The organism is Delftia sp. WSY_12, from assembly GCF_043104645.1.
GTDB classification, from domain to species: Bacteria; Pseudomonadota; Gammaproteobacteria; order Burkholderiales; family Burkholderiaceae_C; genus Comamonas; species Comamonas tsuruhatensis.
Genome location: NZ_JBICKW010000031.1, coordinates 1 through 24,078 on the forward strand (window position 1 = coordinate 1; position 24,078 = coordinate 24,078).

At 67.2% G+C, this 24,078-nt stretch carries 22 protein-coding genes; 15 read left to right on the forward strand and 7 right to left on the reverse strand.

Translation table 11 applies throughout. From position 1 onward, the window contains the following. The 7 genes from ACF8LI_RS19910 to ACF8LI_RS19940 form a co-directional block, all read left to right on the forward strand. Positions 1 to 713 (forward strand): class I SAM-dependent methyltransferase (locus ACF8LI_RS19910; RefSeq protein ID WP_392413986.1); only part of this gene is annotated, 713 nt, incomplete at its 5' end. Next, the gene (locus tag ACF8LI_RS19915; RefSeq protein ID WP_392413987.1) at positions 670 to 2,886 is read left to right on the forward strand and encodes a TOMM precursor leader peptide-binding protein; all 2,217 of its coding nucleotides are present in this window, start codon (positions 670 to 672) and stop codon (positions 2,884 to 2,886) included. The genes ACF8LI_RS19910 and ACF8LI_RS19915, both read left to right, overlap by 44 nt. Positions 2,887 to 3,005: 119 nt before the next feature. Further along, positions 3,006 to 3,950 (forward strand): FHA domain-containing protein, encoded by a 945-nt coding sequence (locus ACF8LI_RS19920; protein ID WP_016446376.1) that lies wholly within the window; start codon positions 3,006 to 3,008, stop codon positions 3,948 to 3,950. A gap of 198 nt (positions 3,951 to 4,148) precedes the next feature. Continuing rightward, positions 4,149 to 4,484 carry a hypothetical protein gene (locus tag ACF8LI_RS19925; RefSeq protein WP_223275358.1) on the forward strand — a complete coding sequence of 112 codons (336 nt, stop codon included), beginning with the start codon at positions 4,149 to 4,151 and terminating at the stop codon, positions 4,482 to 4,484. A gap of 94 nt (positions 4,485 to 4,578) precedes the next feature. Next, on the forward strand, positions 4,579 to 4,986 hold the full coding sequence (locus tag ACF8LI_RS19930) for a GFA family protein (RefSeq protein WP_016446377.1): 408 nt from the start codon (positions 4,579 to 4,581) through the stop codon (positions 4,984 to 4,986). 189 nt (positions 4,987 to 5,175) lie between these two features. Then, positions 5,176 to 7,161 (forward strand): HEAT repeat domain-containing protein, encoded by a 1,986-nt coding sequence (locus ACF8LI_RS19935; RefSeq protein ID WP_392413988.1) that lies wholly within the window; start codon positions 5,176 to 5,178, stop codon positions 7,159 to 7,161. A 205-nt stretch (positions 7,162 to 7,366) separates the two neighbouring features. Next, positions 7,367 to 7,807 carry a hypothetical protein gene (locus ACF8LI_RS19940; RefSeq protein ID WP_043793056.1) on the forward strand — a complete coding sequence of 147 codons (441 nt, stop codon included), beginning with the start codon at positions 7,367 to 7,369 and terminating at the stop codon, positions 7,805 to 7,807. A 36-nt stretch (positions 7,808 to 7,843) separates the two neighbouring features. On the opposite strand, the gene ACF8LI_RS19945 is transcribed toward ACF8LI_RS19940, so the two are convergent. Continuing rightward, the gene (locus ACF8LI_RS19945; RefSeq protein WP_074931903.1) at positions 7,844 to 8,323 is read right to left on the reverse strand and encodes a GNAT family N-acetyltransferase; all 480 of its coding nucleotides are present in this window, start codon (positions 8,321 to 8,323) and stop codon (positions 7,844 to 7,846) included. Positions 8,324 to 8,452: 129 nt separating this feature from the next. Then, positions 8,453 to 11,959, reverse strand: coding sequence for an IPTL-CTERM sorting domain-containing protein (locus tag ACF8LI_RS19950; RefSeq protein ID WP_392413989.1), 3,507 nt, complete (start codon positions 11,957 to 11,959; stop codon positions 8,453 to 8,455). A 504-nt stretch (positions 11,960 to 12,463) separates the two neighbouring features. On the opposite strand from ACF8LI_RS19950, the gene ACF8LI_RS19955 reads away from it, so the two are divergent. After that, positions 12,464 to 12,763, forward strand: a complete 300-nt coding sequence (locus ACF8LI_RS19955; RefSeq protein WP_392413990.1) for a hypothetical protein — start codon at positions 12,464 to 12,466, stop codon at positions 12,761 to 12,763. Positions 12,764 to 12,797: 34 nt separating this feature from the next. Here ACF8LI_RS19955 and ACF8LI_RS19960 read toward each other — a convergent pair whose 3' ends face one another. The 3 genes from ACF8LI_RS19960 to ACF8LI_RS19970 form a co-directional block, all read right to left on the reverse strand. Continuing rightward, the gene (locus tag ACF8LI_RS19960) at positions 12,798 to 13,502 is read right to left on the reverse strand and encodes an SDR family oxidoreductase (protein ID WP_016446383.1); all 705 of its coding nucleotides are present in this window, start codon (positions 13,500 to 13,502) and stop codon (positions 12,798 to 12,800) included. A gap of 30 nt (positions 13,503 to 13,532) precedes the next feature. Next, positions 13,533 to 14,534, reverse strand: a complete 1,002-nt coding sequence (locus tag ACF8LI_RS19965; protein ID WP_392413991.1) for an NADP-dependent oxidoreductase — start codon at positions 14,532 to 14,534, stop codon at positions 13,533 to 13,535. Positions 14,535 to 14,607: 73 nt separating this feature from the next. Next, positions 14,608 to 15,213, reverse strand: a complete 606-nt coding sequence (locus ACF8LI_RS19970) for a TetR/AcrR family transcriptional regulator (RefSeq protein WP_133074057.1) — start codon at positions 15,211 to 15,213, stop codon at positions 14,608 to 14,610. Between the two features lie 70 nt (positions 15,214 to 15,283). On the opposite strand from ACF8LI_RS19970, the gene ACF8LI_RS19975 reads away from it, so the two are divergent. From ACF8LI_RS19975 to ACF8LI_RS19990, 4 genes are all read left to right on the forward strand, one after another. Next, complete coding sequence (locus ACF8LI_RS19975; RefSeq protein ID WP_392413992.1) at positions 15,284 to 16,594, forward strand: flavin-dependent oxidoreductase; 1,311 nt, start codon at positions 15,284 to 15,286, stop codon at positions 16,592 to 16,594. Between the two features lie 98 nt (positions 16,595 to 16,692). Beyond that, a complete protein-coding gene (locus ACF8LI_RS19980) occupies positions 16,693 to 17,595 on the forward strand; it encodes a glutamate ABC transporter substrate-binding protein (protein WP_392413993.1) in 903 nt (300 codons plus the stop codon). A gap of 3 nt (positions 17,596 to 17,598) precedes the next feature. Further along, a complete protein-coding gene (locus tag ACF8LI_RS19985; protein ID WP_392413994.1) occupies positions 17,599 to 18,261 on the forward strand; it encodes an amino acid ABC transporter permease in 663 nt (220 codons plus the stop codon). After that, positions 18,258 to 19,058, forward strand: coding sequence for an amino acid ABC transporter permease (locus tag ACF8LI_RS19990; protein WP_016451468.1), 801 nt, complete (start codon positions 18,258 to 18,260; stop codon positions 19,056 to 19,058). Before ACF8LI_RS19985 ends, ACF8LI_RS19990 begins: the two co-directional genes overlap by 4 nt. 19 nt (positions 19,059 to 19,077) lie before the next feature. Here ACF8LI_RS19990 and ACF8LI_RS19995 read toward each other — a convergent pair whose 3' ends face one another. Beyond that, complete coding sequence (locus ACF8LI_RS19995) at positions 19,078 to 19,314, reverse strand: hypothetical protein (protein ID WP_016446390.1); 237 nt, start codon at positions 19,312 to 19,314, stop codon at positions 19,078 to 19,080. A 174-nt stretch (positions 19,315 to 19,488) separates the two neighbouring features. Here ACF8LI_RS19995 and ACF8LI_RS20000 point away from each other — a divergent pair, with 174 nt between their 5' ends. Then, the gene (locus ACF8LI_RS20000) at positions 19,489 to 20,871 is read left to right on the forward strand and encodes a PLP-dependent aminotransferase family protein (protein ID WP_392413995.1); all 1,383 of its coding nucleotides are present in this window, start codon (positions 19,489 to 19,491) and stop codon (positions 20,869 to 20,871) included. On the opposite strand, the gene ACF8LI_RS20005 is transcribed toward ACF8LI_RS20000, so the two are convergent. After that, positions 20,852 to 22,372 (reverse strand): MFS transporter, encoded by a 1,521-nt coding sequence (locus ACF8LI_RS20005; protein ID WP_392413996.1) that lies wholly within the window; start codon positions 22,370 to 22,372, stop codon positions 20,852 to 20,854. The two genes, ACF8LI_RS20000 and ACF8LI_RS20005, sit on opposite strands and share 20 nt — an antisense overlap. Before the next feature lie 128 nt (positions 22,373 to 22,500). Here ACF8LI_RS20005 and ACF8LI_RS20010 point away from each other — a divergent pair, with 128 nt between their 5' ends. Together ACF8LI_RS20010 and ACF8LI_RS20015 are read left to right on the forward strand one after the other, a co-directional pair. Further along, positions 22,501 to 23,403 (forward strand): LysR family transcriptional regulator, encoded by a 903-nt coding sequence (locus tag ACF8LI_RS20010; protein WP_126312957.1) that lies wholly within the window; start codon positions 22,501 to 22,503, stop codon positions 23,401 to 23,403. 149 nt (positions 23,404 to 23,552) lie between these two features. Then, positions 23,553 to 24,026, forward strand: coding sequence for a BLUF domain-containing protein (locus ACF8LI_RS20015; RefSeq protein ID WP_241150299.1), 474 nt, complete (start codon positions 23,553 to 23,555; stop codon positions 24,024 to 24,026). Positions 24,027 to 24,078 lie beyond the last annotated feature (52 nt).

Here is a 24,078-nt window from a genome sequence, read left to right on the forward strand (position 1 = left end):
CGTGCCGCATCGCGGCGGCGCTGCCCCAGGCCAGCGAGGCGCACGCCGCCGACCCCGCCTTTGTGCGCAGCGTGGTGCTGCGCACGCAGCTGTTCGACCGGCTCACCACGCAATTCCTGAGCGCGCATCCGTCCGGCCTGTGCATTGCGCTGGGCGCGGGCCTGTGCACGCGGCGCAGCCGCCTGGCGGCCCTGGCCGGCACCGCACGCTGGCTGAACGTGGACCTGCCCGACGCCATTGCGCTGCGCGATCAATACATGGACGGCGACGAAACCCGCCTTGCCTGCTCCATCCTCGACACCTCCTGGCTGGACGCCGCCGCCCTGCCCGGCAGCCAGCCCGTTCTGGTGCTGCTCGAAGGCGTCTGCCCCTACCTTCCCCAGGCGCCGCTGGAGGCCATGCTGCAGCAGCTGGCCCAGCGTTTTGCCGCGCCCGGCAGCCCGCCGTGCACCGTGGTGCTCGACCATGTGCACCCTGCCCTTGCACGGCTGCCCATGCAGGTGGGCGGCATGCGGCTGCCCGTCGTCTCGGGCTTTGCGGACGGCGCCCAGATGGAGCGCATCCACCCCGCCATCCGCATCAGCCTGCAGGAGCACCTGTATGCCCGGTTCTCGCAGCAGCACCAGCTGTTCGAGACCGCCTTCCACGCCACCACCGGCCAGCACCCGTATGCCGTCGTCCGCCTTGAACTGGGAGCCCCGTCCCTTGCCTGAGCCTGCGGCCCCGGACCTGTTTGCCGACGCCTTCCGCTGGCACGAGAAATTCCTGTCCCCCGTGCAGCAGGGCGACCGCCTCTTGCTGGCCAGCGAACGCGACACCCTGGCCCTGGGCTCCGCCGCCGTCCTGGCGCTCAACGCCCCGCTGCAGGCCGGCACCAGCCTCATGCAGCACTGCGCCACAGCGCCCGATGCGCCGCTTGCGCAGATGCTGCACGCCCTGGGCGCCCTGCTGCGCCAGGGCCTGGTCCAGCCGGTGCTGCACAGCGGCTTGAACGGCCACGGTTATCTGCAACCGGATTTCTCGGCCCCGCCCGTGCGCCTGCAGGCATCGGAGCAGATCGACATCGTCCTGCTGACTGCAGCGCTGGACAGCACAGCCGCCTGCCACTGGGCTGCGGCCGTGGCCACGCAGGCACCAGCCCCCGCCCCCGCCCCGCTCACCATCGTTTTCTGCGACGACTACCTGGACCCGCGCCTGGGCGCCATCGACGCCGGCCAGCGTGCCGCAGGCCGGCCCTGGCTGCCGGTCCGGCCCGCGGGCGAGCAGGCCATGGCCGGGCCCTTGTTCACGCCCCATGCCGGCACCGCATCGGCCTGCTGGCATTGCCTGGCGCACCGCTGGCAACGCAACCATCCCGCACGCGCCGCGCAAGGCGGCCCGCCGCACGACAGCGGCCGCTGCCCGCCCGTGCGCGCCGGCGCCGACCTCATCGCCACGCGGCTGCAGGCCCTGCTGCCCACGGTGCAGCGCCTGCTGGCGCACACCGATGCAGCGCAAACCGTGTGGACGCTGGAGCCCCTCCAGGCCCACCCCGTGGCCGCCCGCCCGCAATGCCCGCACTGCGGCACACCGGGGCTGATGGCACTGCGCCAACGCGAACCCATTGCGCCAGTTCCCGGCACGCATGCCGCGCGCGCCGACGGCGGCTGGCGCAGCGTGCCGGCCGAGACCACGGTGCAGCGCCTGTCCCGGCACGTCAGCCCGCTGACCGGCGTGATTGCCCGGGTCACGCCGCTGACGGCCGAGACAGACGAAGCGCTCACCGTCTACCGCAGCGAAATATTCAGAACGCCCGCGCCTGGCAGCGGCTTCCTGGCAGGCCCCCCGACACAGCTGTGCCTGGGCAAGGGCCTGTCGGCCATGCAGGCCCGCGCCAGCGCCATGTGCGAAGCCGTGGAGCGCTACGCCGCCTTCCACCAGGGCGATGAAGCCGTGGTCGTCGCCCCCGCCGCGCAGCTGGATGCGCCCTGCATTCCTCCCACAGCGCTGGCCCGCTTCAGCGACCGGCAGACCGCCCGCTTTGCCACCGACAGGCCGCCGCATGCCGTGGCCCCCGGCGCCGGCCAGGGCGAACCCCTGTGGTGGGCGCCCGCCTGGTCCCTGACCGCCGATGCGCGCCGCTACCTGCCGCTGGGCTTTTGCCTGGCCCATGCGCCCGCGCAAAGCCAGCACCACGTGGGCTGGACCTCCAACGGCTGCGCGGCCGGCAACACGCGGGAAGAAGCCATCCTCCAAGGCTTCATGGAACTGGTGGAACGCGACGCCGCCGCCATCTGGTGGTACGGCCAGATCCGCAGGCCCGCCATCGCGCTGAACGGCATCGCCGCAGCCACGCGCCAGCGCCTGGCGCGCAGCTGCGGCCCGCAATGGTCGTACTGGCTGCTGGACATCACCCATGACTTCGGCATACCGGTCGTGGTCTGCGTGGGCCGCCACGCGGATACCGGCCATTGGGCCGTGGGCTTTGGCTGCAGCCTGGACCGCGCCCTGGCCTGCGAACGCGCCCTCACCGAAATCAGCCAGCTGATCGCGGCGGGCAAAAGCTTTGCCGTGCCGCAGCAGGTGCAGGCCTTTCTGCATCCGCTGGACGGCACCGATGCGCCGCCGCAACAGCCTGCGCAGCAGGCGGACACCGCGCCGCCGGACATTGCCCGGGCCATTGCGCACTGCGTGGACATCGCACGGGGCCTGGGCCTGGAAACCATCGTCTACGACCACTCGCGCCCCGACATCCCTCTGTACACCGTCAAGGTCGTGGTTCCGGGCCTGTGCCATATCTGGCCGGAACTGGGCAATCCACGGCTGCGCGACGTGCCCGTGGCCCTGGGCTGGCGCAGCCGGCCGCTGCAGGAATCCGAGTTCAATCCGCAGGCGCTGTACGTTTGACAAACTGAAACGCGCAGCGGGCATGTACTCTCTCGGCTTGGCAACAGGCTGCCGGCTCCGGGCCAATGCGCCCCCAGCCCACCCCCTGTTCACACAAGCCCCAAGGAGAATTCGAGGCGATGGCCCTCTTTCGTAACCAACTCGACGGCAGCATCGTCGTGCTGCGGCCCCTGCATACCTTCGGCCGCCACCCCTCGGTCTGCCAGACCGTCATGAAGGCGCCCGACGTCTCCCAGGTCCACGCCCTGTTCCGCTGGAACCGGCAGACCTGGGAAATCGTGGACCAGAGCCGCAACGGCACCATGCTCAACGGCGTGCGCCTGGTCGCCGGCCGCTGGACCGTACTGACCGTGGGCGCCAGGCTCAGCATGGGCGAAGGCGCAGAAGCGGCCTGGACCGTGCAAGACCTGGGGCCGCCCGTCACCTGCCTGAGCCCCGGCCCGGGCCTGCCCCAGGACGCCCCCCTGGCCCTGAACCCGCGCGGCACCCTGCTGCCCGACGCCCAGGAGCCCGAAGCCAACGTCTTCTTCGAAGACGGGCGCTGGCTGCTGGAGTCCGGCGACGGCACCGAGCCCCTGGTGGACGGCGCCATGGTCCACACCTCGGCAGGCAGCTGGGAATTCGTGCAATGCGACGACCTGGAATCCACGCGGGAAAGCAGCTTCGACCCGCATGCGCCCAAGCCGCCGGACGTGTCCTTTCGCTTCCACGTCAGCCAGAACGAGGAGCACGCCAGCCTGACCGTTATGAGCGACGGCAAGCCCATCGCGCTGGGTGAACGCATACACCACTACACCCTGGTCACCCTGGCCCGCGTGCGCCAGCAGGACGCCCACAAGGGCCTGGCCCCCGCAAGCCAGGGCTGGATAGAGCTCGACGCGCTCTCGCGCATGCTGGGCGTGGATTCGTCGTACGTGAACATCCAGATCTTCCGCGCCAAGCACCAGATCCTCAGCGCCCTGCCCGAATGCGCGGCCTTGCCGGCCCTGGTGGAGCGGCGGCGCGGCAGCCTGCGCTTCGGGGACTTTGCGTTCGAGATCGAGGGCGGGGCGCGCAGCGCCTGAGCGGCGAACTGCAACGGAGAACGGCAGGCACACGGCGCATCGCTCGCCGTATGTAATCAGCTGTAATTTTCTTGTTGTGCACACGTCAATAAAGTGGGAACCGGTTCCTGCCGCCTGCGGCAAGGACCTCTCACCCTCCTCCCGGACCGGGTTGCCCGAGTCCACTGGCGCACCTGGAAACCGCAAATGAGCATGGACATGCGACGTGTACTGTTGATCCCCGCCAGCGCGCGGCCCGTTGACCCTGGCCTGGCCAGCCTTTCCATGGACGCACAGGTCTGGGAAAACGGCTATCCCCTGGTCGTCGGCAAGGCCCGCCACGGCCTGCTGCAGGACTTCTGGCGGCACTACTACGGCGAATCCGCCGCCATGTTCGTGGCCTCGGACCAGCTGCTGGAACTGCACAACGACATCATGGCCGCCATCCCCGCCTGCGTGGGCGAGATGCCGGTGCTGCGCTTTCTCAACGACCTCGGAAGAATGTGCCTGCAGGCGCATGGGGACGGCAGCGGGCTGCAGGTCATCGGCGACTGACGAAACGGATGACTCCTGGGGTTGCCGCGCATCCCTGTCGCGGCATTGGGGCGCATGCACAATGGCATGCGCCTTTTTTCGTGCCCGCCCGACCATGAGCAACGCCCCGGATAGCCCCCCTCTTGCCCTGACCGGCAGCTGCCTGTGCGGCGCCATCGCCTATGCACTGCGCTCCACGCCCCAGGCCGTCTCGCACTGCCACTGCCGCATCTGCCAGAAGGCCCACGGTGCCGCATTCGCCACCTACGGCAGCGTGCCGGCAAAGGACCTTGTCTTCACCCGGGGCCAGGAGCAATTGCGCTCCTTTGCCTCATCGCCCGGCATCACGCGCTGCTTTTGCCAGCAATGCGGCTCATCGCTGTCATGGCACAGCCAGCATTACGAAGAAGGCGCATGGATCTCCGTCGCACTGGCCACGCTGGATTCGGAGTTTGTCGTGGGCAGGCAGCGGCATGTGAACCGGGGGGCGGGGATGGCGTGGGTGGATGGTGGGACAAGGTGATCGGGCGGATGGGGTCGGCCAAAAGCGGCCGGATGCCAAGGCCTGCCCGGCCGGTCGACCGGTGGACGACTTGTCCAGTGGCGGCCCTGGGGCGGCACCTATGATGCAGGGCGCGCCAGACGAGCCTGTGCTGGTGGTCTTCTCGGACAAGCAGAACCAGGGCAATCCGGACCGGCCCTTCCAGTACTTATGAACGACAACCCAAGCCAGGCACTCGCAGACCAGCTGCAGAGCTCCACAAAAAACGTCGATGTGTTCTTGGCGCTGCAAGCGCTGTCCTGCGCTGCCCCCGCAGTGGCTTTCGAGGCCATCACGACATTCATGAGGTCCGCGCCGGCAAATCAGCTGCCCCTGGCCCGAAATGCACTGCTGGAGCTGGCGGACCGCGCTCCCGCGCTCCTGGTGAGCGCGACGCTGGACGAAGACGCAAAGGTGGCTGACGCGGCCAGGCAGGCCTTGTTGATCCGTCCCTCCAATGAGGCACTGCCCCTGTACCTGCGCATGGCCAAGTCCAAGAGCGTTGACGAAGCCTGCTCGGGCTGCATGTACCTGGGCCGTATCTCCTCGCCACAGGCCCGGGCGCCTTTGTTCAAGGCCTTGGGCCACCGCAGCGCAGCGGTGCGCGAGTATGCGGCGACATCCATTCACAGCCACGCCGACGAACACTGGATCGCCGACCTGCTGGAGGCCATCCGCACGCTGCGGCGTGAGGAGACCGACAAAAAGAAAGACTTTGGCGAGGTGATCAACACGCTGTGCAGCGCGGTGGTCCAGAAATCCACACACGCCTGCCTGGACCTGCTGATGGAAGGACTCCACGATGCGGACGCCAGAGTCCGCGGGACCTGCATCAGCGCACTGGGGCGCCTGGGCGATACGGCAGCCGTGGTCCCGCTGATCGAGACGCTTGAACACCCGCGCCGCGGGATGCCGCGGGAGCTGAGGACGGCATTGGTCAAGGTGCTTGGCGAGTTGGGCGACGCGCGTGCGATCGCGCCACTGCTGCGTGCCGGAGTGACCGTTGCAGCACCGGCGCTGGGCCCGCTGAAGGCGCAGGAAGCCGTGCCTGAACTGATGGCCGCGCTGGAGCAGGCAAGGACACCGCGCGATGCCGACGAGCTGGCCGAGGTGTTGGCCCAGCTGCAAGGGCCCGGCGAGTCGCAGTGGCCCCGCGCAGGGTTGCGCACGGCGTCGCTGCAGGTACGCCGAGCCGCCGCGCTGCAGCTGGCGCGCACCGCGCCCCAGGAAGCGGCCCAGCATCTGCGCGCCATGCTGCCCCAGCTGTGCGGCGGCGACGCCGTGGGCGTGGCCGAAGCGCTGGCCTTGATGGGCTCAGCAGAGGGTTTCGAAGGCTTCGCGAAGGCATTGGCGGACGACCCCCACCACTGGAATGCCAGCGCCGTGGCGTACGCCTGCCAGAATCTTCGCGGCCCCCAGGTGCAGGCCCTGCTCCTGGGGCTGATACCCGGCATCCGCAACGAATACGTCCACCACGTCTGCAAAGCGCTGGCAGCGCAAGGGGCTGACGTATTGCCTGCGCTGATCGCTGCAGCCCAGGCAGCCGGCGACAGCTTGCGATACCGCTACGTGATGGCGCTTGCCGAATTCCGCGACCCCCAGGGGGCCGGTTTGCTGGCGCCTCTGATGGTCCGCCGCAACCCGTTGCGGGACGCCGCCATGCTGTCGCTGTCAGCCACGCCCAGCGCCGAGGCCAGCGCGGCGCTGGCTGCGGCATTGCTGCAAGCCGAATCGCCGGCTGATGCCCGGCTGATCACCGAAACGCTGGCGAAGGCAGCCACGCGCGAGGCGATTCCCGACCTGATACGGGCGCTGCAGGCCGACCTCGCCACCGAAGAGATATTGGAAGCCTTGGGCCGTCTGGGCAGACTGGGCGATCGGGCGGTTGTGCCTGCACTGATCGATCAACTGAGCAGCCCCAACGCGCGCCGCCGCCAGGCAGCAGCCATGGCGCTGGGGCAGATCGCAGACCCTGCGGCGGGGGCACCGCTTGTCCGCCTGCTGCTGAAAGAGTTTCATCTGGAGGTGGCGCAGGCCGCAATGCAAGCCTGGCTGGCCATGGGCGCGCAAGATGGTGGCGCACTCGATGGGCTGGGCGCGCCGGGCACGCGCGCATTCCTGTTGGCCAGTGCCAGACAGCTGCGCAGGGAACGCTGACACGCACATCCCCGCACGGATTGCGGTGCGCCCGGTCAGGATCTGCCATCGCTGTAGAGCCGGCATTTGGTGCGGCTGCTTGAGGCTGAGAGCTGCCCGGCCCCTTGACGAAGATTCACCGTGCCTTCAGGCAAAATCCAGACGATCGGGAAAGCTTGGCGTCAGGTCTGCCGGGAAGCCCAACTTGAAGAAGGGAACAGTATCAATGGCACTGACGAAGAAGGGCGAGTTCTGGTACGGGACAACGTCCGGCGACACCCAAGCCGAGCTGCGCAGCTACAGCGTTGCGAATCGCCATGAGGCCGTCCGGTTTGCCTCGTCCAAATGCGATTGCGGATGTCGGACTTTTGCGCTGCAGACGGATGAAGAAGCCGGCGTGGCCATCCGCACCTGCACCGACTGCGGGCAGGAACACCTGATGGGCGACAGCGCGGAACATGTTGAAGAGGCCACCCCTGAGGCACACGAGTGCGTGTGCGAGAACGAGACGTTCGAACTGATGTCCGGCGTCTCCGTGTACGAAGGCACACACGACGTGCGCTGGTACTACATCGCTTGCCGCTGCGTGGAGTGCAATCTGGTTGGGGTCTTCGCAGACTGGAAGTGTGAAGCGGGTGATGCAGCGGCCTTCCTCGCCAAGGTATGAGCGCGCGGGATCAAGACGCGCTGCCCAAAGATCTGGTCAAGCGGGTTTGCCGGGTGCATGCAGGCGATAGCGCAAAAAGCGAGTCCCCTCGATATCCAGTGCGCCATCTGGCCGAAATCCCAGCTTGAGAATCCCTTTTATTCTGGTTCTTGAAGGTGGCAGCAAAATCGTGATGGAGCTCAGCCCCAAGCCAGTGAATGCACGTTTCACTATCTCTTGATAGATGGCTTTGCCACTTCCCCAGAATTTGGGGTGAAGCACCAAAGCGAGGTCGGCATCACCTTCCTCGTACTGCAAACCGCCCCAGCCGGCAAATTGCTGGTCAATTTCAAACGCCCATGGCCCATAGCCGTATTGCTGCCACTGGGCATCCTTTTGCCGAGCCCATTCATTTGCTTTCGCCAGGTCGAAATTCGCACTTCCAAGCGGCATTTGTCGTAGCACATCTGGATTGTTGTTCAGCGAAACAATGTGAGCCGGATCAACTTCAGTGAGTCGCTTAAATTTCAAATTCATGCCTGTATCTGGTTGTCTATCCATCAAATTCAAAGCCTACCAAAACGGTGGTTGCCGACCGTCTATCTGAGCGTCAACCAAGGGGCAGCAGTCCACAGTGCGGGGTTGCTGCCGCTGCAAGCCAAGGCTTCACTTTCTGATCGGCGGTGCGCAACCACTGCTCGGCGCTCGGCGACGCACCGCCACCAGACCCGCTGCCAGCAGCGAAAGCAACGCCAGCGCCCAGGGGCCGAGCGCGGGGATGGCCTGCGGGGCCAGCAGCACGGGCAGGCCGGGGTCGGTGATCTGGTTGGGCACGGAATCGCTGTCACCCACGCCGCCATCGGCCAGGGTGAAGGTCACGCTCAGGCCGTCGGGCGCAAACTGCGCGCCGGGCAGCGCATACCAGTGCGGCTGCGCGCAGGCAGCGCTGGTGCAGCCCAGCCCGTCAGGGCTGGGGCCGTATTTGTAATAAACGGCCCCCTGCGGCACTGGTGTGGTGAAGTGCACGGTCACCTGTGCATCTGCATTGCCAGCGACACGCCCCAGCACCAGCACCAGCCCCAGCGGCGCGTGCACCGCACGCACATGGGACGGCAAGGGTGCGGGCAAGGTGGAGGCAAAGGCGGCGCTGCTGATCTCCCAGCCATTCGCGCCGTCCACCTCCACCGCCCCCAGATTGCCGTTGCCGCCCGCACCCTGCCACGGTGCGCTGCACTGCTGCGCTGCGCCGCCATATTCACCGCTGCACTGCCATTTGTATTGGCCGCCAGCGGATAGCACGGTCCCTGGCGTGCCCGTGACGCACAGATTCGCGCTGGGCTTGAAGGCCACAGCGCCGTTGGCCGCTGAGCCGCAGGTGGCATCGACCGGATCGTGGGTGAAAGTGGCGCTCACGCTGCGCGGGCTGGTCACATTGGTGAGCTGGCATGCACCCGTGCCCGTGCAATCGCCCGCCCAACTGGTGAAGTGATAGCCCGCATCGGGCGTGGCGGTGCAGCTTGCGCCCTGCCCATGGTTAACGGGGTTGGGTGCGCAGGTGACCGTGCCGTTTGTGGTGACGGGGGCGATGCTGATGGGGTAGGTGTTCAGCGCGAAGGTGGCACTCACGCTGCGCGGGCTGGTCACGTTGGTGAGCTGGCATGTCCCCGTGCCCGCGCAATCGCCCGACCAACTGGTGAAGCGGTAACCCGCATCGGGCGTGGCGGTGCAGCTTGCGCCCTGCCCATGGTTAACGGGGTTGGGTGCGCAGGTGACCGTGCCGTTGGTTGTGGCGGGGGTGATGCTGATGGGGTAGGTGTTCAGCGCGAAGGTGGCACTCACGCTGCGCGGGCTCGTCACGTTAGTTAGCTGGCATGCACCTGTGCCCGCGCAATCGCCTGACCAACTGGTGAAGTGGTAACCCGTATCGGGCGTGGCGGTGCAGCTTGTACCCTGCCCATGGTTAACGGGGTTGGGTGCGCAGGTGACCGTGCCGTTGGCCGGGGCGGGGACGATGCCGATGGAATAGGTGTTGAGCACAAATGAGGCGCTCACGCTGCGCGGGCTCGTCACGTTAGTTAGCTGGCATGCACCTGTGCCCGCGCAATCGCCTGACCAACTGGTGAAGTGGTAACCCGCATCAGGCGTGGCGGTGCAGCTTGCGTCCTGGCCGTGGGTGACGGGGTTGGGTGCGCAGGTGACCGTGCCGTTGACGGCGGCGGGGGTGGCGATGGAGTGGGTGTTGGGCGTGAAGGTGGCCGAGACGGTGCGCGACGCGGTCACGCTGGTGAACTGGCATGCACCTGTGCCCGTGCAATCGCCCGACCAACTGGCGAAGTGGTAGCCCGCATCGGGCGTGGCGGTGCAGCTTGCATCCTGGCCGTGGGTGACGGGGTTGGGCGTGCAGGTGACTGTGCCGTTGGCCGGGGCGGGGACGATGTCGATGGAATAGGTGTTGAGTACAAATGTGGCACCCACGCTGCGCGGGCTGGTCACGTTGTAGAGAATGCACGCGCTGGCAGTGCCCGCGCAATCGCCCGACCAATGGGTGAAGTGGTTGCCCATCGCGGGCGAGGCGACGCAGATAGTGTCTTGCCCATGGCGCACGGGGTTGGGCGTGCAGTTCACGCTGCCGCCGGTGACTGTGGGGGTGGTAATGGCGTAGGTAATGGGCGCGAAGGTGGCTCCCACGCTGTGCGCGCTGGTCACGTTGGTGAACTGGCATGCACCCGTGCCCGCGCAATCGCCCGTCCAGCCGGTGAACTGAAAGCCCGTTTGCGGCGTGGCAGTGCAGCCAGCGCTCTGGCCGTGGGGCACGGGGTTGGGCGTGCACGACATGCTCCCGCCCGTGGTGGCAGTAGTGGTGATGGCGTAGGTGATGAGCGTCGTATTGGCAGAGACGGTGGTAGCCCCGAGAACCACGGGCTGGCAAGCTCCCGTGCCGCTGCATGCGCCGCCCCAGCCGCTGAAGGGGCGGGCGACTGAGTCATGCACCGTGGCCGTGCAGGTGGCGCTGGAGCCATGGGTCACGGGGTTCGGGGTGCACTGTGCGCTGGCGATGCCCGCATCCGTGTTGACTGTCACCATGTATTGGCGCGGTGCCAGGCAAGCGGCCGTGGTGCCGCCGCTAATGCCCGCGCAATTCCAGCGGAAGGCATCGGCCGCGGCAGACTGGTTGGTGGCCGAACCGGCGCTGCACAAGAGGGTTGGCAAGGTGAGCGAAGGCGCCGTGCTGCCACACGCGCCGTTGGTGGGCGGCGGGGCGAAGGTGGCGCTGATGGTGCAATTGCCGGTAATGGTCGCAGTGGTGTAGGTGTTGCCCGCAAGCGATCCGCCGCAGCCGCTGGCCTGCACCGTATAGCCCGGTGGCGTGGTGAGCGTGAAGCTGGCCTGCTGCCCCGCCGCTACATCGCGCCCCGCCTCGATGCTGCCGCCGCCCGTGGCCTGGGAGGTAACGAGGTAGGCGCGAGGCACGGAGCATTGCGGCGAAGGGTTGCCGCCGTAGCTGCTCTGGCACACCCAGGAGAAGGAGTAGGTATCACCCATCACGCCGCTGGTCGTGCCCACGCTGCACAGCAAGGCATCTGGCGGATAGCGGCGAGGCGTGGCGCTGCTGGCACTGCCGCACACGCCATCGAGCTGCACGGAACCGGCCTCGACCGTCATGCCGATGGAGGTCTGCGGCTCGGCCACCCAGGCCGGGTTGTGGCTCGCCCCTGAATACCAGGTCAGCCCGTCGTTGGTGGCCGTGGTGATCTGGCGGCGGATCATGGTCTGACCGATGCTGCGCACCACCACCCAGGCAAAGTCGCCCGCCGCCACGATGCGGTCGCCCGTGAACACGCGCATGCCTGGCGTGGCCGCGTCGGCGGTGAAGGGGGCGCAGGCCGTCATGTCCACGAACGGCGTGGCGGCGCTGGCGTCGGTTGCGCACACTTGCAGCTCGAACTGGTCGATCTGGGTGAGATTCATCTTCACCTGCGTGATGCGCAGCGACTGGCTGCCAATCGGGATCCGGTTGGCCACCCACAGGTTGGTGTGGTAGCTGGAGTTGTGCTGGATGAGCCACGGGTCATTGGCGGCTGCCAGGTTGTCGAATACCGTGACTGCACCAGCAGACACTGAAGCCGCCGCCGTCAGCAGCAGCATGGCAATTCGAAGGGTAAGGGTTTTCATGGCGATGGGGTGGGTGGGTGGAGCGGTGTTCCACCCAGCCGCGATCGGCCATGAAAAATGCTTTCAGCACTTGTGTATCAAGCGCTGAAAGCCATGTTGATGCAAGCGTGTGGCACGGGTGGATGCGCACTGCCGGCCATCTTGCGGGCGCGCAGCCCTGGCGGCTTGACTGTGCGTTCGTGCCGCGCTTGACTGGACGTTTCGCAAGCCTCACCCCCCCAAAAAAAGGGGCGTTCCCCTCCCCTCCCGCGCTATCATCCGCCCCGGCCCCCTGTCCCGGGGCTGATGCTTCAAAACATCCGTCGTATAGCGGCACAGCCTCTCCGAAAGCGAGGCTTGGTACACCGAATCCATCAGTCAACGCAGATGCGATGGCCTGTGGATTCGATCCGCAATGGAGCACGGAACAATGAGCGCCGTTTCTCTCGCCTGCGCGCCGTCTTTTGGCGCAGCCCCTCCCTCATGCCAGGCCTTTGTGCCCGGCCAACTGCGGAGGGACATGGCATGAACCCCGCCCAGCCCTCCCCCACCACGGACAGCCACAGCACCCGGCAGCTGTCCAACGCCCTCACCCAGGTGGACAATCTCGTGCAGCAAGGCTGTGCAGAAATCTCCGCCATCGCCCAGCTCGCCCTGGCATGGCTGGAGCCCCCCAAGGGCCATCGCCACCTGGACGTGGTGGCCCGCGCCCTGCAAAGCATCCGCGACAGCGCCGACACGCTGGCCGACTACGCCGGCACCGAGGCCCAGACCATGGGCAGCGGATCTGCCATGGCGCGCACTTCATGGCCCGGCCTGTGTTGATGGTCCGGCCACGGGCTGCGACGGTCATCCAGGCTCAGGCGCCCTGCGGCAGATAGCTTGGCCGGGCCGCCGTCATGCCGCGCTTGACCTGCTGGGTGAGCTCGTCGGCCAGCACTTCATCGAGCCCGGCCTCCAGTCCGTCCAGCGCGCGGCTGACGATGTCCTCGGGGCTGGACTTCGGTGCGTCAAGCCCGCGCGTGAGGTCGGTATCGACATAGGCCATGTGCAGGCCCAGCACCTGTGTCTTCTGCCCTGCAAGCTCGCTGCGCAGGGCGTTGGTAAGCGACCAGGCGGCCGACTTGCTGGCCGAGTAGGCGGCCAGTTCGCCGCCATTGACCCAGGAGGCCACCGACAGCACATTGAGCAAGGCCCCGCCGCCGTTGGCCTTGAGAACCGGCGCAAAGGCCTGGCTCATGCGCAGCACGGCGAAGAAGTTGGTCTCGAAGATGCGCCTGGCGACCTCTTCGCTGTCGGGCGCCAGAAAGCCGCCGGGCTGCGCGATGCCGGCGTTGTTGATCACCAGCGTGACGTCCGACGCCTGCGCTGCGGCGGCGGCCACGTCCTGCGGGCGGTTCACGTCCAGCTGCAGGGCATGCACGCCGGGCTGGGTGACGGTGGCGGGGTCGCGCGCGCCGGCGTAGACCTTGCGGGCGCCACGGGCAAGCAGCTCGCGTGCGAAGGCCAGGCCGATGCCGCGATTGGCACCGGTGACGAGAACAACAGCGTTTTCAATTTTCATGGAGCACTCCAGGGGTGGGGGGAAACAGATTCAACGGATCTTGATGACGACCTTGCCCTTTGCGTGGCCGGCTTCGGCATAGGCAAGGGCCTCGTTGGTGGACTCGAATGCGAAGACCTTGTCCACGACCGGGCGGATGGCGCCCGCCTCGATGAGGCGGGTGATCTCGCGCAGCTGGCCACCGTCGGCCTTCATGAAGACAAAGGAGTAGTCGATGCCACGGCTTCGCGCCCGGCGCCTGATGCCGGAGCTGAGCAGCCGCATCACCAGCTTCACGAACAAGGGCGCCGCGATTGCCCTGCCAAATGCGGGATCGGGCGGGCCGGAGATGGAGACCAGCTTCGCGCCGCCCTTGAGCACGCGCAGGGATTTGCCAAGCGTCTTGCCGTCCTGGCTGTTGAGCACCACGTCGTAGTCGTGCAGGACATCCTCGAAGTCCTGCGTGCGGTAGTCGATGACGACATCCGCACCCAGGCCCCTGACCAGATCGAAGTTGGCCGCGCTCGTCGTGGTGGCCACAGTGGCGCCCAGGTGCCGGGCCAGCTGGATGGCGAACGTGCCCACGCCGCCGGAGCCGGCCTGGATGAAGACCTTCTGCCCCCTGGCCAGCCAGGCTGTCTCGACCAGGACCTGCCAGGCCGTCAGGCCCACCAGGGGAATGGAGGCGGCCTCTTCCATCGTGAGCCCCTTGGGCTTGGGCGCCAGCGATGATTCCCTGACCGGCACGAACTCCGCGAACGTGCCGATCCGGAAATCGTCCGTGCGTGCATAGACCTCGTCGCCGGGCTTGAACTGCCGCACGCGCGGGCCGGCCTTGACCACCACGCCGGCCACGTCGTGGCCCAGGATCAGGGGCAGGCGATAGGGCAGGATGAGCTTGAATTGCCCGTCCCTGATCTTGGAGTCCAGCTGGTTCACGCCTGCGGCATGGACCTGGACCAGGACTTCGTCGTCACGCAGCTGCGGCTCGGGCACCTCTGCCAGCTGCAAGGCGCGGTTCGCTCCATAGCTTTCCAGAACAAATGCCTTCATGGTCTTCCTTTATATGATGATCATCATATGTAACGGCAAAAAAAATCCTGGCACATGCACTGGGCATGCGCCATCACTGGTTGGCTGGCGCCAGGTGCTTGAGTGCTGCCTCGCGCAGGCTGTCGGACAGGCCAGGATCGTCCACCGCCCGTGCCAGCAGCAGGCTTCCGACCATGGTGGACAAGGTGACGAGCGCGCGCTCGTGGGCACCGGGCTGTCCCCAGTCCGGTGATTGGCGGGCGATGAGATCGACCATTTCCTTGATGTGGCCCGTGGCCACGCGGCGCACCTCCGGCGCCTGGCGCGAGGTCTCGGAACCCAGGGCCGCCAGGGGGCAGCCCACCTCGGCGCGCTGGACATGTTCCTTGGAAAGATAGGCGGCCAGCATGGCCTGCAGCACCATGCCGGGCGGTGCCTTGGCCACCACGTCGGCGACGGCGGCGCAGGACTCGGCGCAGGCCTTGCCCGCCGCTTCGGCCAGCATGGCATCGCGCGAGGCGAAATGGGCGTAGAAGGCGCCGTGCGTCAGGCCCGCCTCCTTCATGATGTCCGCCACCCCGGTGCCGCCATAGCCGCTGCGGCGGATGGCACGCGCCGCCACGGAGACGATGCGCTCATGCGTGGCCTCCTTGGCGGAAGCCCGGGCGCTGGAATTTGTGTTTCGCATGATGGTCATCATACATTGTTTGCGCCATGCACGCGCCGCAGATGGGACATCCGCCCGCAGCCATTGCATGGACAATCCCGGCATGTCTGCTGCTGCTTCACACCACAATCCATCCCGCCCCGTGCTCATTGTCGGCGGCGGCATCGGTGGCATGGCCACTGCCCTCACGCTGCACCAGATCGGCGTGCCCTGCATCGTGTTCGAGTCGGTGGCGCAGTTGCAGCCGCTGGGCGTGGGCATCAACCTGCAGCCGAACGCGGTGCGGGAACTGCATGACCTGGGTTTCGGCAACGATGTGCTGGACACCATCGGCCTGCAGGCCCGGGAATGGGCGCTGGTCGGGCGCAACGGCAACGAGGTGTATGCCGAGCCGCGCGGGCTGCAGGCCGGCTACCGCTGGCCGCAGTACGCGGTGCACCGCGGGCAGCTGCAGATGATGCTGTTCAACGCCGTCAGGCAGCGCCTGGGCGACGACGCCGTGCAGCTGGGCCGGCGCGTGGTGGGCTACCGGCAGGATGCCGAGGGCGTGACCGCCCTCATCGACACCCGCGATGGCCAGCGGCTGGAGGTGCAGGGCTCGCTGCTGGTGGCGGCCGATGGCCTGCACTCGGCCGTGCGCGCGCAGATGCACCCCACGCAGCCGCCCATACAGTGGGGCGGCGCCATCATGTGGCGCGGCACCACGCCCGGGGTGCCGGTGCGCACCGGCGCGTCCTTCGTGGGCGTGGGCTCGCTGCGCCATCGCGTGGTGCTGTACCCCATCACGCCGCCGGACCCCGTCACGGGCCTGGCCACCATCAACTGGATCGCCGAGATCACGGTGGACAACCAGGGCGGCTGGCGGCAGGGCGACTGGAACCGGCGCGTGGCGCTGGAGGAATTCATCCACCACTTCGACGGCTGGGACTACGGCTGGCTGGACGTGCCGGCCATGCTGCGCGGCGCCACGGATGTCTTCGAGTACCCCATGATCGACCGCGACCCCGTGCCCACCTGGGTGGACGGCCGCGTGGCCTTGCTGGGCGATGCGGCGCATGTGATGTACCCGGTGGGCTCCAACGGCGCCAGCCAGGCCATCGTGGACGCGCGCGTGCTGGGTGCACAGTTCCTTGCCCACGGCGTGGGCCCGCAGGCGCTGCGCGCCTATGACGACAGGCTGTGCAAGGACCTCTCGGCGCTGGTGCTGCGCAACCGGGGGGCCGGCCCCTTCGGCCTGCTGGGACTGGTGGACGAGCGCTGCGGCGGCGTCTTCGACCATATCGACGAGGTGCTGCCACGCGAGGAGCGCGAGGGCTTCATGGCCCGGTACAAGGCCGCTGCCGGCTTTGCGATCGAGACGCTCAACGCCGCGCCCCCCACCATTGCGCCGGGGCAGCGCGTGGCCGGGGCCTGAGCCCTTGTGCGGCGGCAAGGGCCGCGAGTCGCCATAATCGGCCCTTGCCCCTGGCAGCCATCCCCAGATTTACATCACAGACCCAGCAGGAAGACCCCATGCCGATCCAATCCATTCTGAAATCCACCGTGGTGGCACTGGCGATCGTGGGCAGCGGTTCGCTCTTTGCGCAGGGCGCGCCCCTGAACACAGCGGCGTTCGACGCCCTGATTGCGCAAGGCCCCGTCGCCGACGCCGCGACCATCGCATCGAGCACCTGGGCCAGCAAGATCAAGCAGGCCGGCACGCTGCGCCTGGGCAGCACCCAGACCTCCAATCTGTTTTCCCTGCTCAACGAGAAGGACGGCAAGATCCGCGGCTTCGACGCGGGCCTGGCCCAGCTGCTGACGCGCTACATCCTGGGCGATGCGGCCAAGTACCAGTTCGCGCAGGTCACCTCGTCCACGCGCGAGCAGGTGCTGATCAACAACCAGGCGGACATGGTGATTGCCACCTATTCCATCACCCCCGCCCGTGCCGAAAAAATCTCGTTTGCCGGCCCGTACTACACCTCGCAGGCCGGGGTGCTGGTCAAGGCGAGCAACAAGACCGTGCAGTCGTACAGCGATCTGGGCGGCAAGAAGGTCGCCACGCAGGCCGGCTCCACGGGGCCCGCCATCCTGGCGCAGCACGCGCCCAAGGCAGCCGTGCAGGAGTTCCAGACGCACCAGGAAGCGCTTGACTCCCTGCGCCAGGGCCGCGTGGATGCCTACGTGACCGACTACACGCTGCTGCTCAACACGCTGAGCCTGGGCACCGGCGACGCGCGGCTGGCGGGCGCGCCCTTCGGCACGCAGGATTCCTATGGCATCGGCCTGCCCAAGGGCTCGGACGGCGTGGCCTTCATCAATGCCTTCCTGAAGAAAATCGAAGCCGACGGCACCTGGGCCAAGCTGTGGACCATCTCCATCGGCCAGCGCACCGGCAGCACGGCCGTTCCCACGCCGCCCGCCCTGCCCTGAGCGATGGGTGACGTCTCCAGACTCCTGTCCGACCACGGGCCTGCCTTCTGGCAGGCCCTCTTGCTGACCTGGAAGCTCACCGCGTTCTCGTTCCTGCCCGGCTTCCTGCTGGGCGTGGTCGTCACGGTGCTCAGGTTGCTTCCGCTGCCGCCGCTGCGCTTCGTGCTGACGGGCTACGTCGAGATCTTCCGCAACATCCCCAGCGTGGCGCTGCTGATCTTCATCGTGTTCGCGCTGCCCGATCTCAACGTCGTGATCGACTATGAGCCCAGCGTGGTCCTGGCCCTGGCGCTGGTGTGTTCCGCGTTCACGGCGGACTATCTGCGCGCCGGCATCAACACCATCGCCGGCAGCCAGATCGAGGCGGCACTGAGCCTGGGCATGCGGCCCCTGCAAATCATCACCTCGGTGGTCTTGCCGCAGGCGCTGCGCTCGGTGGTGCAGCCCATGACGTCGCTGCTCATTGCGCTGATGCTGTCCACCTCGCTGGCATCCCAGGTGCCGCTGGCGGGCCGGGAACTCACCTCGCTCGTGTCCAAGATCGCCAACGACTCCGCTGCCGGCATGGCCGCCTTCGCCGTGGCCGCCGCGATGTACGTGGCCACCGGATTGCTGATCGCCTGGGCGGGCGCCATCCTGGAAAAGAAGCTGCGGATACTGCGATGAGCCGTTCTCTGGAAGACATTCTGTTTGGCGCACCCAGCCCGCAGGCCCGGCGGGTCACGCAGGTGGCCAGCCTGATCGCGGCGGCCCTGCTGCTGGCGCTGGCCGCGGGCATCGCGCTGCGCTTTCATTCGGCAGGCCAGCTCGAGGCCCGGTTCTGGGAATTCTTCGCCTGGCCCACCACCTGGGCCTTTCTGGCCAAGGGCCTGCTCGGCACGCTGGCATCGTCAGCCATGGCCGCCGTGATTGCGCTGGCCCTGGGGCTGGTGCTGCTGGCGGGGCGCCTGGCGCGGCCCCGGCTCGTGCGCTGGCCCAGCGTCGCCGTCATCGAATTCCTGCGCGGCACGCCCACGCTGCTGCTGATCTATGTCTGCTTTCTGGTGCTGCCCGCCGCCGGCATCAAGCTGAGCACCTACTGGATGCTGACCCTGCCCATAGGCCTGAGCACCGCCGCCGTGGTGGCCGAGGTCTACCGCGCGGGCGTGCTTGCCGTGCCCCGCGGCCAGACCGATGCCGCGCGAAGCCTGGGACTGACCGAGGTCCAGGTCTTCCGGCTCGTCGTCTTCCCCCAGGCGGTGCGCTTCATCGTGCCGGCGCTGGTCGCGCAGTTGGTCATCGTGGTCAAGGACACCACCTTCGGCTACATCGTCACCTACGGCGAGCTCATGCAGAACGCCAAGGTGCTCATTGCCAACTACCACGCGCTGGTGCCCGTGTACCTGGTGGTGGCGGTGCTCTACTGCCTTGTGAACTACGCGATATCCAGGGCGAGCAGGCGGCTGAACCGGCCCGTGCACTGAGGCCCGCCAGTGCCTGCCCTCAGGGAAGGCTCAGATCCATGCCGAGCATCCTGGCAAGGCCGAAGGTGAAGGCCAGCACGCACAGCAGCAGCAGCGTGAAGACGGCAGCGATCTTGCCGCCCGCAATGAGCAGCTCGCGCCTGTCCGCCCCCTTCTTCTTGCCTTGGTCGTAATGCCACTTGATGGCGAAGAACATGGCCGTGCCGAACACGAGCGCCTTGAACGTGACGAAGACTACGGGGATCCAATCGATCATTTTGAGAACTTCCAGCCAATGACTTGGCACTGTCCACGGTGGGGAGCCCCCCTCCCGGACATGAGAGGCAGAGCGTCAGCGACGGCCATGCAAGCACGGTGCTGCCACACCTTGTGGCGCATACTACCCAAAAGCAATTTCCATACATGGACCCCAACATCGCTGCTGAAAACCATGCAAGATGACTCTTTGCCAAGCTGGCTGCCGCGCCTGGCCGTGCAGCGCGGCCCCCGTTTTCTGCAGATTGCGGATGCCTTGCAGGCAGCGGTGGCGGACGGATCGCTGAAACCGGGTGACCGCCTGCCTCCGCAGCGCCTGCTGGCAGCGCAGCTGGATGTGGACCTGACGACCATCACCCGCGCCTACGACGAGGCCCGGCGGCGCCACCTGCTGGAGGGACGCGGCGCGCGAGGCACCTATGTCGCGGCGCCGAAGGTCGAATGGAGCTCGGTGCTCGACCTGAGCATGAACACCCCGCCACCGCCCGAGGGCGTGGACTTCGACGACATGCTCAAACAGGGCTTGTCGCAGGTATTGATGAGGGCCGATGCCCAGCTGCTGATGACCTACCACCTGGGCGGGGGCAGCGATTCCGACCGCAAGGCCGCAGCCCAATGGCTGGAGCCGATGTTTGGAAGTCTGGATGACAGGCAGATCGTTGTCTGCCCCGGGGCGCAGGCGGCGATCGCCGCCCTGATTCTTGCGCTGACCGCGCCGGGCGACGTGATCCTGGCGGAGCCCGCCAGCTATCCCGGCCTGCGTGCCGCAGCGGCCCAGTTCGGCCGGCGCATCCTGGCGGTGCAGGCGGACAGGCAGGGGATGGTGCCGGAGATGCTGGAGCAGGCCTGCCGCGAGCACAGGCCGGCGCTGGTCTACCTCAATCCGACACTGCAGAACCCGACCGCCATCACCATGTCGGAAGGCCGGCGCAAGCAGCTGGCCAGCGTGGCCAGGCGCTGCCAGGTGCGCATCGTCGAGGACGACCCCTACTGGCTGCTGGCCGACGCCCCGCCGCCGCCCATTGCCGCATTCGCCCCGCAGCAGGTGTACTACATCTCGACCCTGTCCAAATGCCTGACGCCCGGCCTGCGCGTGGCCTTCGTGCTCATGCGCGACCCGCATGAACGCCAGCGCTTCCTGGTGGCGCTCAGGTCCTTTGCGCTGATGGCCACCCCCGTGACGGCCGCGCTGGCCACGCAGTGGATCCTCGATGGTTCGGCCAGGCAATTGATGGACGGCGTGCGCAAGGAGGCGCGCCTGCGCCACCGGATGGCCAGGGACATCCTGGCGGGGCGGTACAGCGGCGCCGGGGACGGCCTGCATGTATGGCTGGAGCTGCCGGGGTACTGGACTTGCGCCCAGCTGGCACGTGCCGCCGACAGCGAGGGCATCGCCGTCACGCCCGCGCAGGCATTCGCCACCGGCAGCGAATCCGTGAATGCCATCCGCATCTCCCTGGGCAGCATCAAGGACCGTGGACGCCTGCACGCCGGTCTTCAACGGCTGTCCCATCTGCTTGCACGGCTGCCGGAGTCGTTCAGCGCTGCCGTGGTGTAGCCGCGCCGGTCGCGGGAGCGCGGCTTGCGGCCGCAGCCGCAGCCGCAGCCGCAGCCGCAGCCGCAGTCGCAATCGCAGCCGCAATCGCAATCGCGAGCGCAGCCACGACCAGCACTGCCGCGACTGCGAACGTGATCCGCATCGCGTGGGCAATGGCCCCGGGATGCGCCGCGGCGATGTCGGCCGTCCCTGACGCGAACGCGAACACCATCCCCATCACGGATGCCCCGGTGACGAGCCCGAGGTTGCGCGACAGTCCGAGCATGCCCGACATCACGCCACGCTGGTCCGCAGCGACATCGGCCATGACGGCCGTGTTGTTGGCGGCCTGGAACAGCTGGTAGCCAGGGGTCAGGACGGCGATGGCGGCAACGTAGCCCGCAACACCGAACATCGCCGCAAGCACGGACAGGGCGAATGCGCCCGCCGCCATGGCGATGAGTCCGGCGATGACCATGGGGGCAGCGCCCAGGCGATCGACGACACGGCCGGCCGGGACACCGCTCAGGATGGCGATGAACGGGCCCACCGACATCACGAGCCCGACCGTGGTTTCGTCAAGCCCGAGCCCGCGAGACAGATAGAACGGCCCGACCACCAGCGTCGCCATCATCACCGTCGAGACGAGCGCATTCATGGCCAGGCTCGCGCTGAAGCCCGGATCGCGGAACCGCTCCAATCGGATCAATGGCGATGCGGCTGCCGCCTGGGCCCTCGCGAAGAGCACGACGCCGAAGGCCGCGGCCGACAGCAAAGCCCCGTTGAGCGAACCGAAGCTTGCGCGCCCCAGCGTCATGGCGAGTGCATAGGCCACAAGCGTCAGAGCGAGCAGCAAGGTGCCCAGGTGGTCGAAGCGCGCCCGATCCGCCTGCGCCCCTTGGCGATGCACGGGCAGGTATCGATGCGCGAGAAGGAATGTCAGGACGCCCAGCGGCAGGTTGATGAGGAAGATGGCCCGCCAGCCGGGTCCGGCGATCAGATATCCGCCGAGTGCTGGACCGAGGGTGGTGCCCATCGCGGACATCGTTCCGAGCAGGCCCATCGCGCTACCGGTCCTCGCCTTCGGAACAGTCTCGGCGACCAGCGCCATGGAGAGGGCCATCATGATGGCCGCGCCCAGGCCCTGCACCGCCCGGGCGGCAATCAGCAGCCAGAGATTGGGAGCCAGGCCGCAAAGGACCGAGGCCAGCGTGAACAGGACGATGCCGGCCAGCAGCAGCCGTCGGCGGCCCAGGACATCGCCAAGCCGGCCGGCGCTGACGGTCAGGGCGGTGATGGCCAGCAGATAGGCCAGGACGATCCACTGGACCTGCTGGAAGGACGCGTTGAACGCCTGCGCGAAGGTGGGCAATCCCACGTTGGCGATGCTGGTGCCCAGCGAGGACAGCAGCATGGACAGCGAAAGGCTGGCCAGCACCCACCGGACTGGCGGCCCCTGTTGCGCACTGCCGGCCCCTGCCCCACCTGTTCCGGCACCGATCGGTTTCGACGTGGACTTCATCTTTGGCGACTCCCATATTCAAGTTCTCAGGAGCCTAGTGCCGTGCCTGGCATGGCGGAAGGCGCACTGCTCTCACTTTATTCATGCGTTTGACGCCATGTCACTACCCGCTGTGCTACGGTCAATCCATGCCGAAGCCCGATCTCAACCTGCTTGTCACCCTGGATGTGCTCCTTGCGGAGGGAAACGTTGCGCGCGCGGCCCAGCGGTTGCGGCTGAGCCCGTCGGCAATGAGCCGGGCGCTGGCGCGGCTGCGTGAGACCACCGGCGATCCGCTACTGGTCAGGGCCGGGCGGGGTCTCGTTCCCACACCGCGAGCGCTTGAGCTGCGCGAGCGGGTCAGCCAGCTGGTGCAGGACACGGAAGCTGTTCTGCGCCCTGCCGGGCAGCCCGACCTCGGACAACTGGTGCGCACGTTCACGCTGCGCACCAGCGAAGGCTTCGTGGAGAATTTCGGACCGGACCTCATTGCCCGCGTGGGCCAGCAAGCGCCCGGCGTACGGCTTTGCTTCGTGCAAAAGACCAACAAGGACAGCGGCCCGCTTCGCGACGGGACGGTCGACCTGGAAACCGGCGTTGTCGCAAGCACGATAGGTCCGGAGGTGCGCGCGCAGGCGCTGTTCCGAGACCGTTTCATCGGCGTCGTGCGCCAGGGCCATCCGCTGAGCCAGGGCGAGATCACACCCGCGCGCTATGCGAGCGGCAGGCATATCCTGGTGTCCCGGCGGGGGCAGGAAAAGGGGCCCATTGATGAAGCCTTGAATGCGCTCGGCCTGCAGCGGCAGATCGTTGCGACCGTCGGCGGCTTTTCCAGCGCGCTGGCCCTGGCCCGCGCCAGCGACCTGATCGCCAGCGTTCCCGAACGACACACCGGCAACCTGCGCGCGCAAATGCACAGCTTCCCCCTTCCGGTCTCCATGCCGCAGATCACGGTTTCATTGCTCTGGCATCCCAGGCTGCATGCCGATGCTGCGCACCGCTGGCTGCGCGGGTGCGTACGGGAGATTTGCGCAAAGGCTGATTCGCCATGAGCGCCCGCAGCCAGCGGGCTGTCATCGCCGCTCCCATGCACCCATGCAGATACCCATGCAGATGGGCCAGCCCATCAGCAGACCAAGGCTGACCAGCGCCAGATGCAGCAGGCGCTGGAGGCCGGGATGGTTACATATGCAACAACGGGTTGCACACCTACGTGGACCGTCCCGCGCAGGCCATACCATCGCCGGCCTACAACACAGAAAGGCGCGAGGTTATGCAGGAGAGTTCTCTGGAGTGCTTCCTCTATCACAGTCAGTTGGCACCAGGGGCCGACACCACCTGCATCGCGGGCATCATCAAGACCGCACGCTCGTTCAACGGGTCGGCCGGGATCACGGGCATGCTGGTTTTCGACGGGGAACGTTTCTTTCAGTATGTCGAAGGGCCGGCACGGCAATTGGGTTTGCTGGTGGAGTCGATCTCGCGCGACGAAAGACATATCAACTTCACGCCGATGTTCCCGCAAACGCGCATTGATCAAAGGCGTTTCGCCAAGTGGTCCATGGCCTATGTGATTGTGGAAGATGCAGAACATCTGGGCACGATTTCCAAGCTGGAAGGCCCTGGTGCGCTGGCCAAATTGCAGGAGCTGTTGCCGCTGCTGGATGTTCAGTAATTCCTTAGGCCAAAGCGGAGCGGGATTTTCATGATGTGGGTTCACTGAGGCA

What these genes read in the sequence shown, in the direction of transcription:
- ACF8LI_RS19915 (WP_392413987.1), top strand. Translation starts at nt 670, where the DNA reads ATGCCGTCGTCCGCCTTGAACTGGGAGCCCCGTCCCTTGCCTGAGCCT.
- ACF8LI_RS19920 (WP_016446376.1), top strand. Translation starts at nt 3,006, where the DNA reads ATGGCCCTCTTTCGTAACCAACTCGACGGCAGCATCGTCGTGCTGCGG.
- ACF8LI_RS19925 (WP_223275358.1), top strand. Translation starts at nt 4,149, where the DNA reads ATGCGACGTGTACTGTTGATCCCCGCCAGCGCGCGGCCCGTTGACCCT.
- ACF8LI_RS19930 (WP_016446377.1), top strand. Translation starts at nt 4,579, where the DNA reads ATGAGCAACGCCCCGGATAGCCCCCCTCTTGCCCTGACCGGCAGCTGC.
- ACF8LI_RS19935 (WP_392413988.1), top strand. Translation starts at nt 5,176, where the DNA reads ATGAACGACAACCCAAGCCAGGCACTCGCAGACCAGCTGCAGAGCTCC.
- ACF8LI_RS19940 (WP_043793056.1), top strand. Translation starts at nt 7,367, where the DNA reads ATGGCACTGACGAAGAAGGGCGAGTTCTGGTACGGGACAACGTCCGGC.
- ACF8LI_RS19945 (WP_074931903.1), bottom strand. Translation starts at nt 8,323, where the DNA reads ATGAATTTGAAATTTAAGCGACTCACTGAAGTTGATCCGGCTCACATT.
- ACF8LI_RS19950 (WP_392413989.1), bottom strand. Translation starts at nt 11,959, where the DNA reads ATGAAAACCCTTACCCTTCGAATTGCCATGCTGCTGCTGACGGCGGCG.
- ACF8LI_RS19955 (WP_392413990.1), top strand. Translation starts at nt 12,464, where the DNA reads ATGAACCCCGCCCAGCCCTCCCCCACCACGGACAGCCACAGCACCCGG.
- ACF8LI_RS19960 (WP_016446383.1), bottom strand. Translation starts at nt 13,502, where the DNA reads ATGAAAATTGAAAACGCTGTTGTTCTCGTCACCGGTGCCAATCGCGGC.
- ACF8LI_RS19965 (WP_392413991.1), bottom strand. Translation starts at nt 14,534, where the DNA reads ATGAAGGCATTTGTTCTGGAAAGCTATGGAGCGAACCGCGCCTTGCAG.
- ACF8LI_RS19970 (WP_133074057.1), bottom strand. Translation starts at nt 15,213, where the DNA reads ATGATGACCATCATGCGAAACACAAATTCCAGCGCCCGGGCTTCCGCC.
- ACF8LI_RS19975 (WP_392413992.1), top strand. Translation starts at nt 15,284, where the DNA reads ATGTCTGCTGCTGCTTCACACCACAATCCATCCCGCCCCGTGCTCATT.
- ACF8LI_RS19980 (WP_392413993.1), top strand. Translation starts at nt 16,693, where the DNA reads ATGCCGATCCAATCCATTCTGAAATCCACCGTGGTGGCACTGGCGATC.
- ACF8LI_RS19985 (WP_392413994.1), top strand. Translation starts at nt 17,599, where the DNA reads ATGGGTGACGTCTCCAGACTCCTGTCCGACCACGGGCCTGCCTTCTGG.
- ACF8LI_RS19990 (WP_016451468.1), top strand. Translation starts at nt 18,258, where the DNA reads ATGAGCCGTTCTCTGGAAGACATTCTGTTTGGCGCACCCAGCCCGCAG.
- ACF8LI_RS19995 (WP_016446390.1), bottom strand. Translation starts at nt 19,314, where the DNA reads ATGATCGATTGGATCCCCGTAGTCTTCGTCACGTTCAAGGCGCTCGTG.
- ACF8LI_RS20000 (WP_392413995.1), top strand. Translation starts at nt 19,489, where the DNA reads ATGCAAGATGACTCTTTGCCAAGCTGGCTGCCGCGCCTGGCCGTGCAG.
- ACF8LI_RS20005 (WP_392413996.1), bottom strand. Translation starts at nt 22,372, where the DNA reads ATGAAGTCCACGTCGAAACCGATCGGTGCCGGAACAGGTGGGGCAGGG.
- ACF8LI_RS20010 (WP_126312957.1), top strand. Translation starts at nt 22,501, where the DNA reads ATGCCGAAGCCCGATCTCAACCTGCTTGTCACCCTGGATGTGCTCCTT.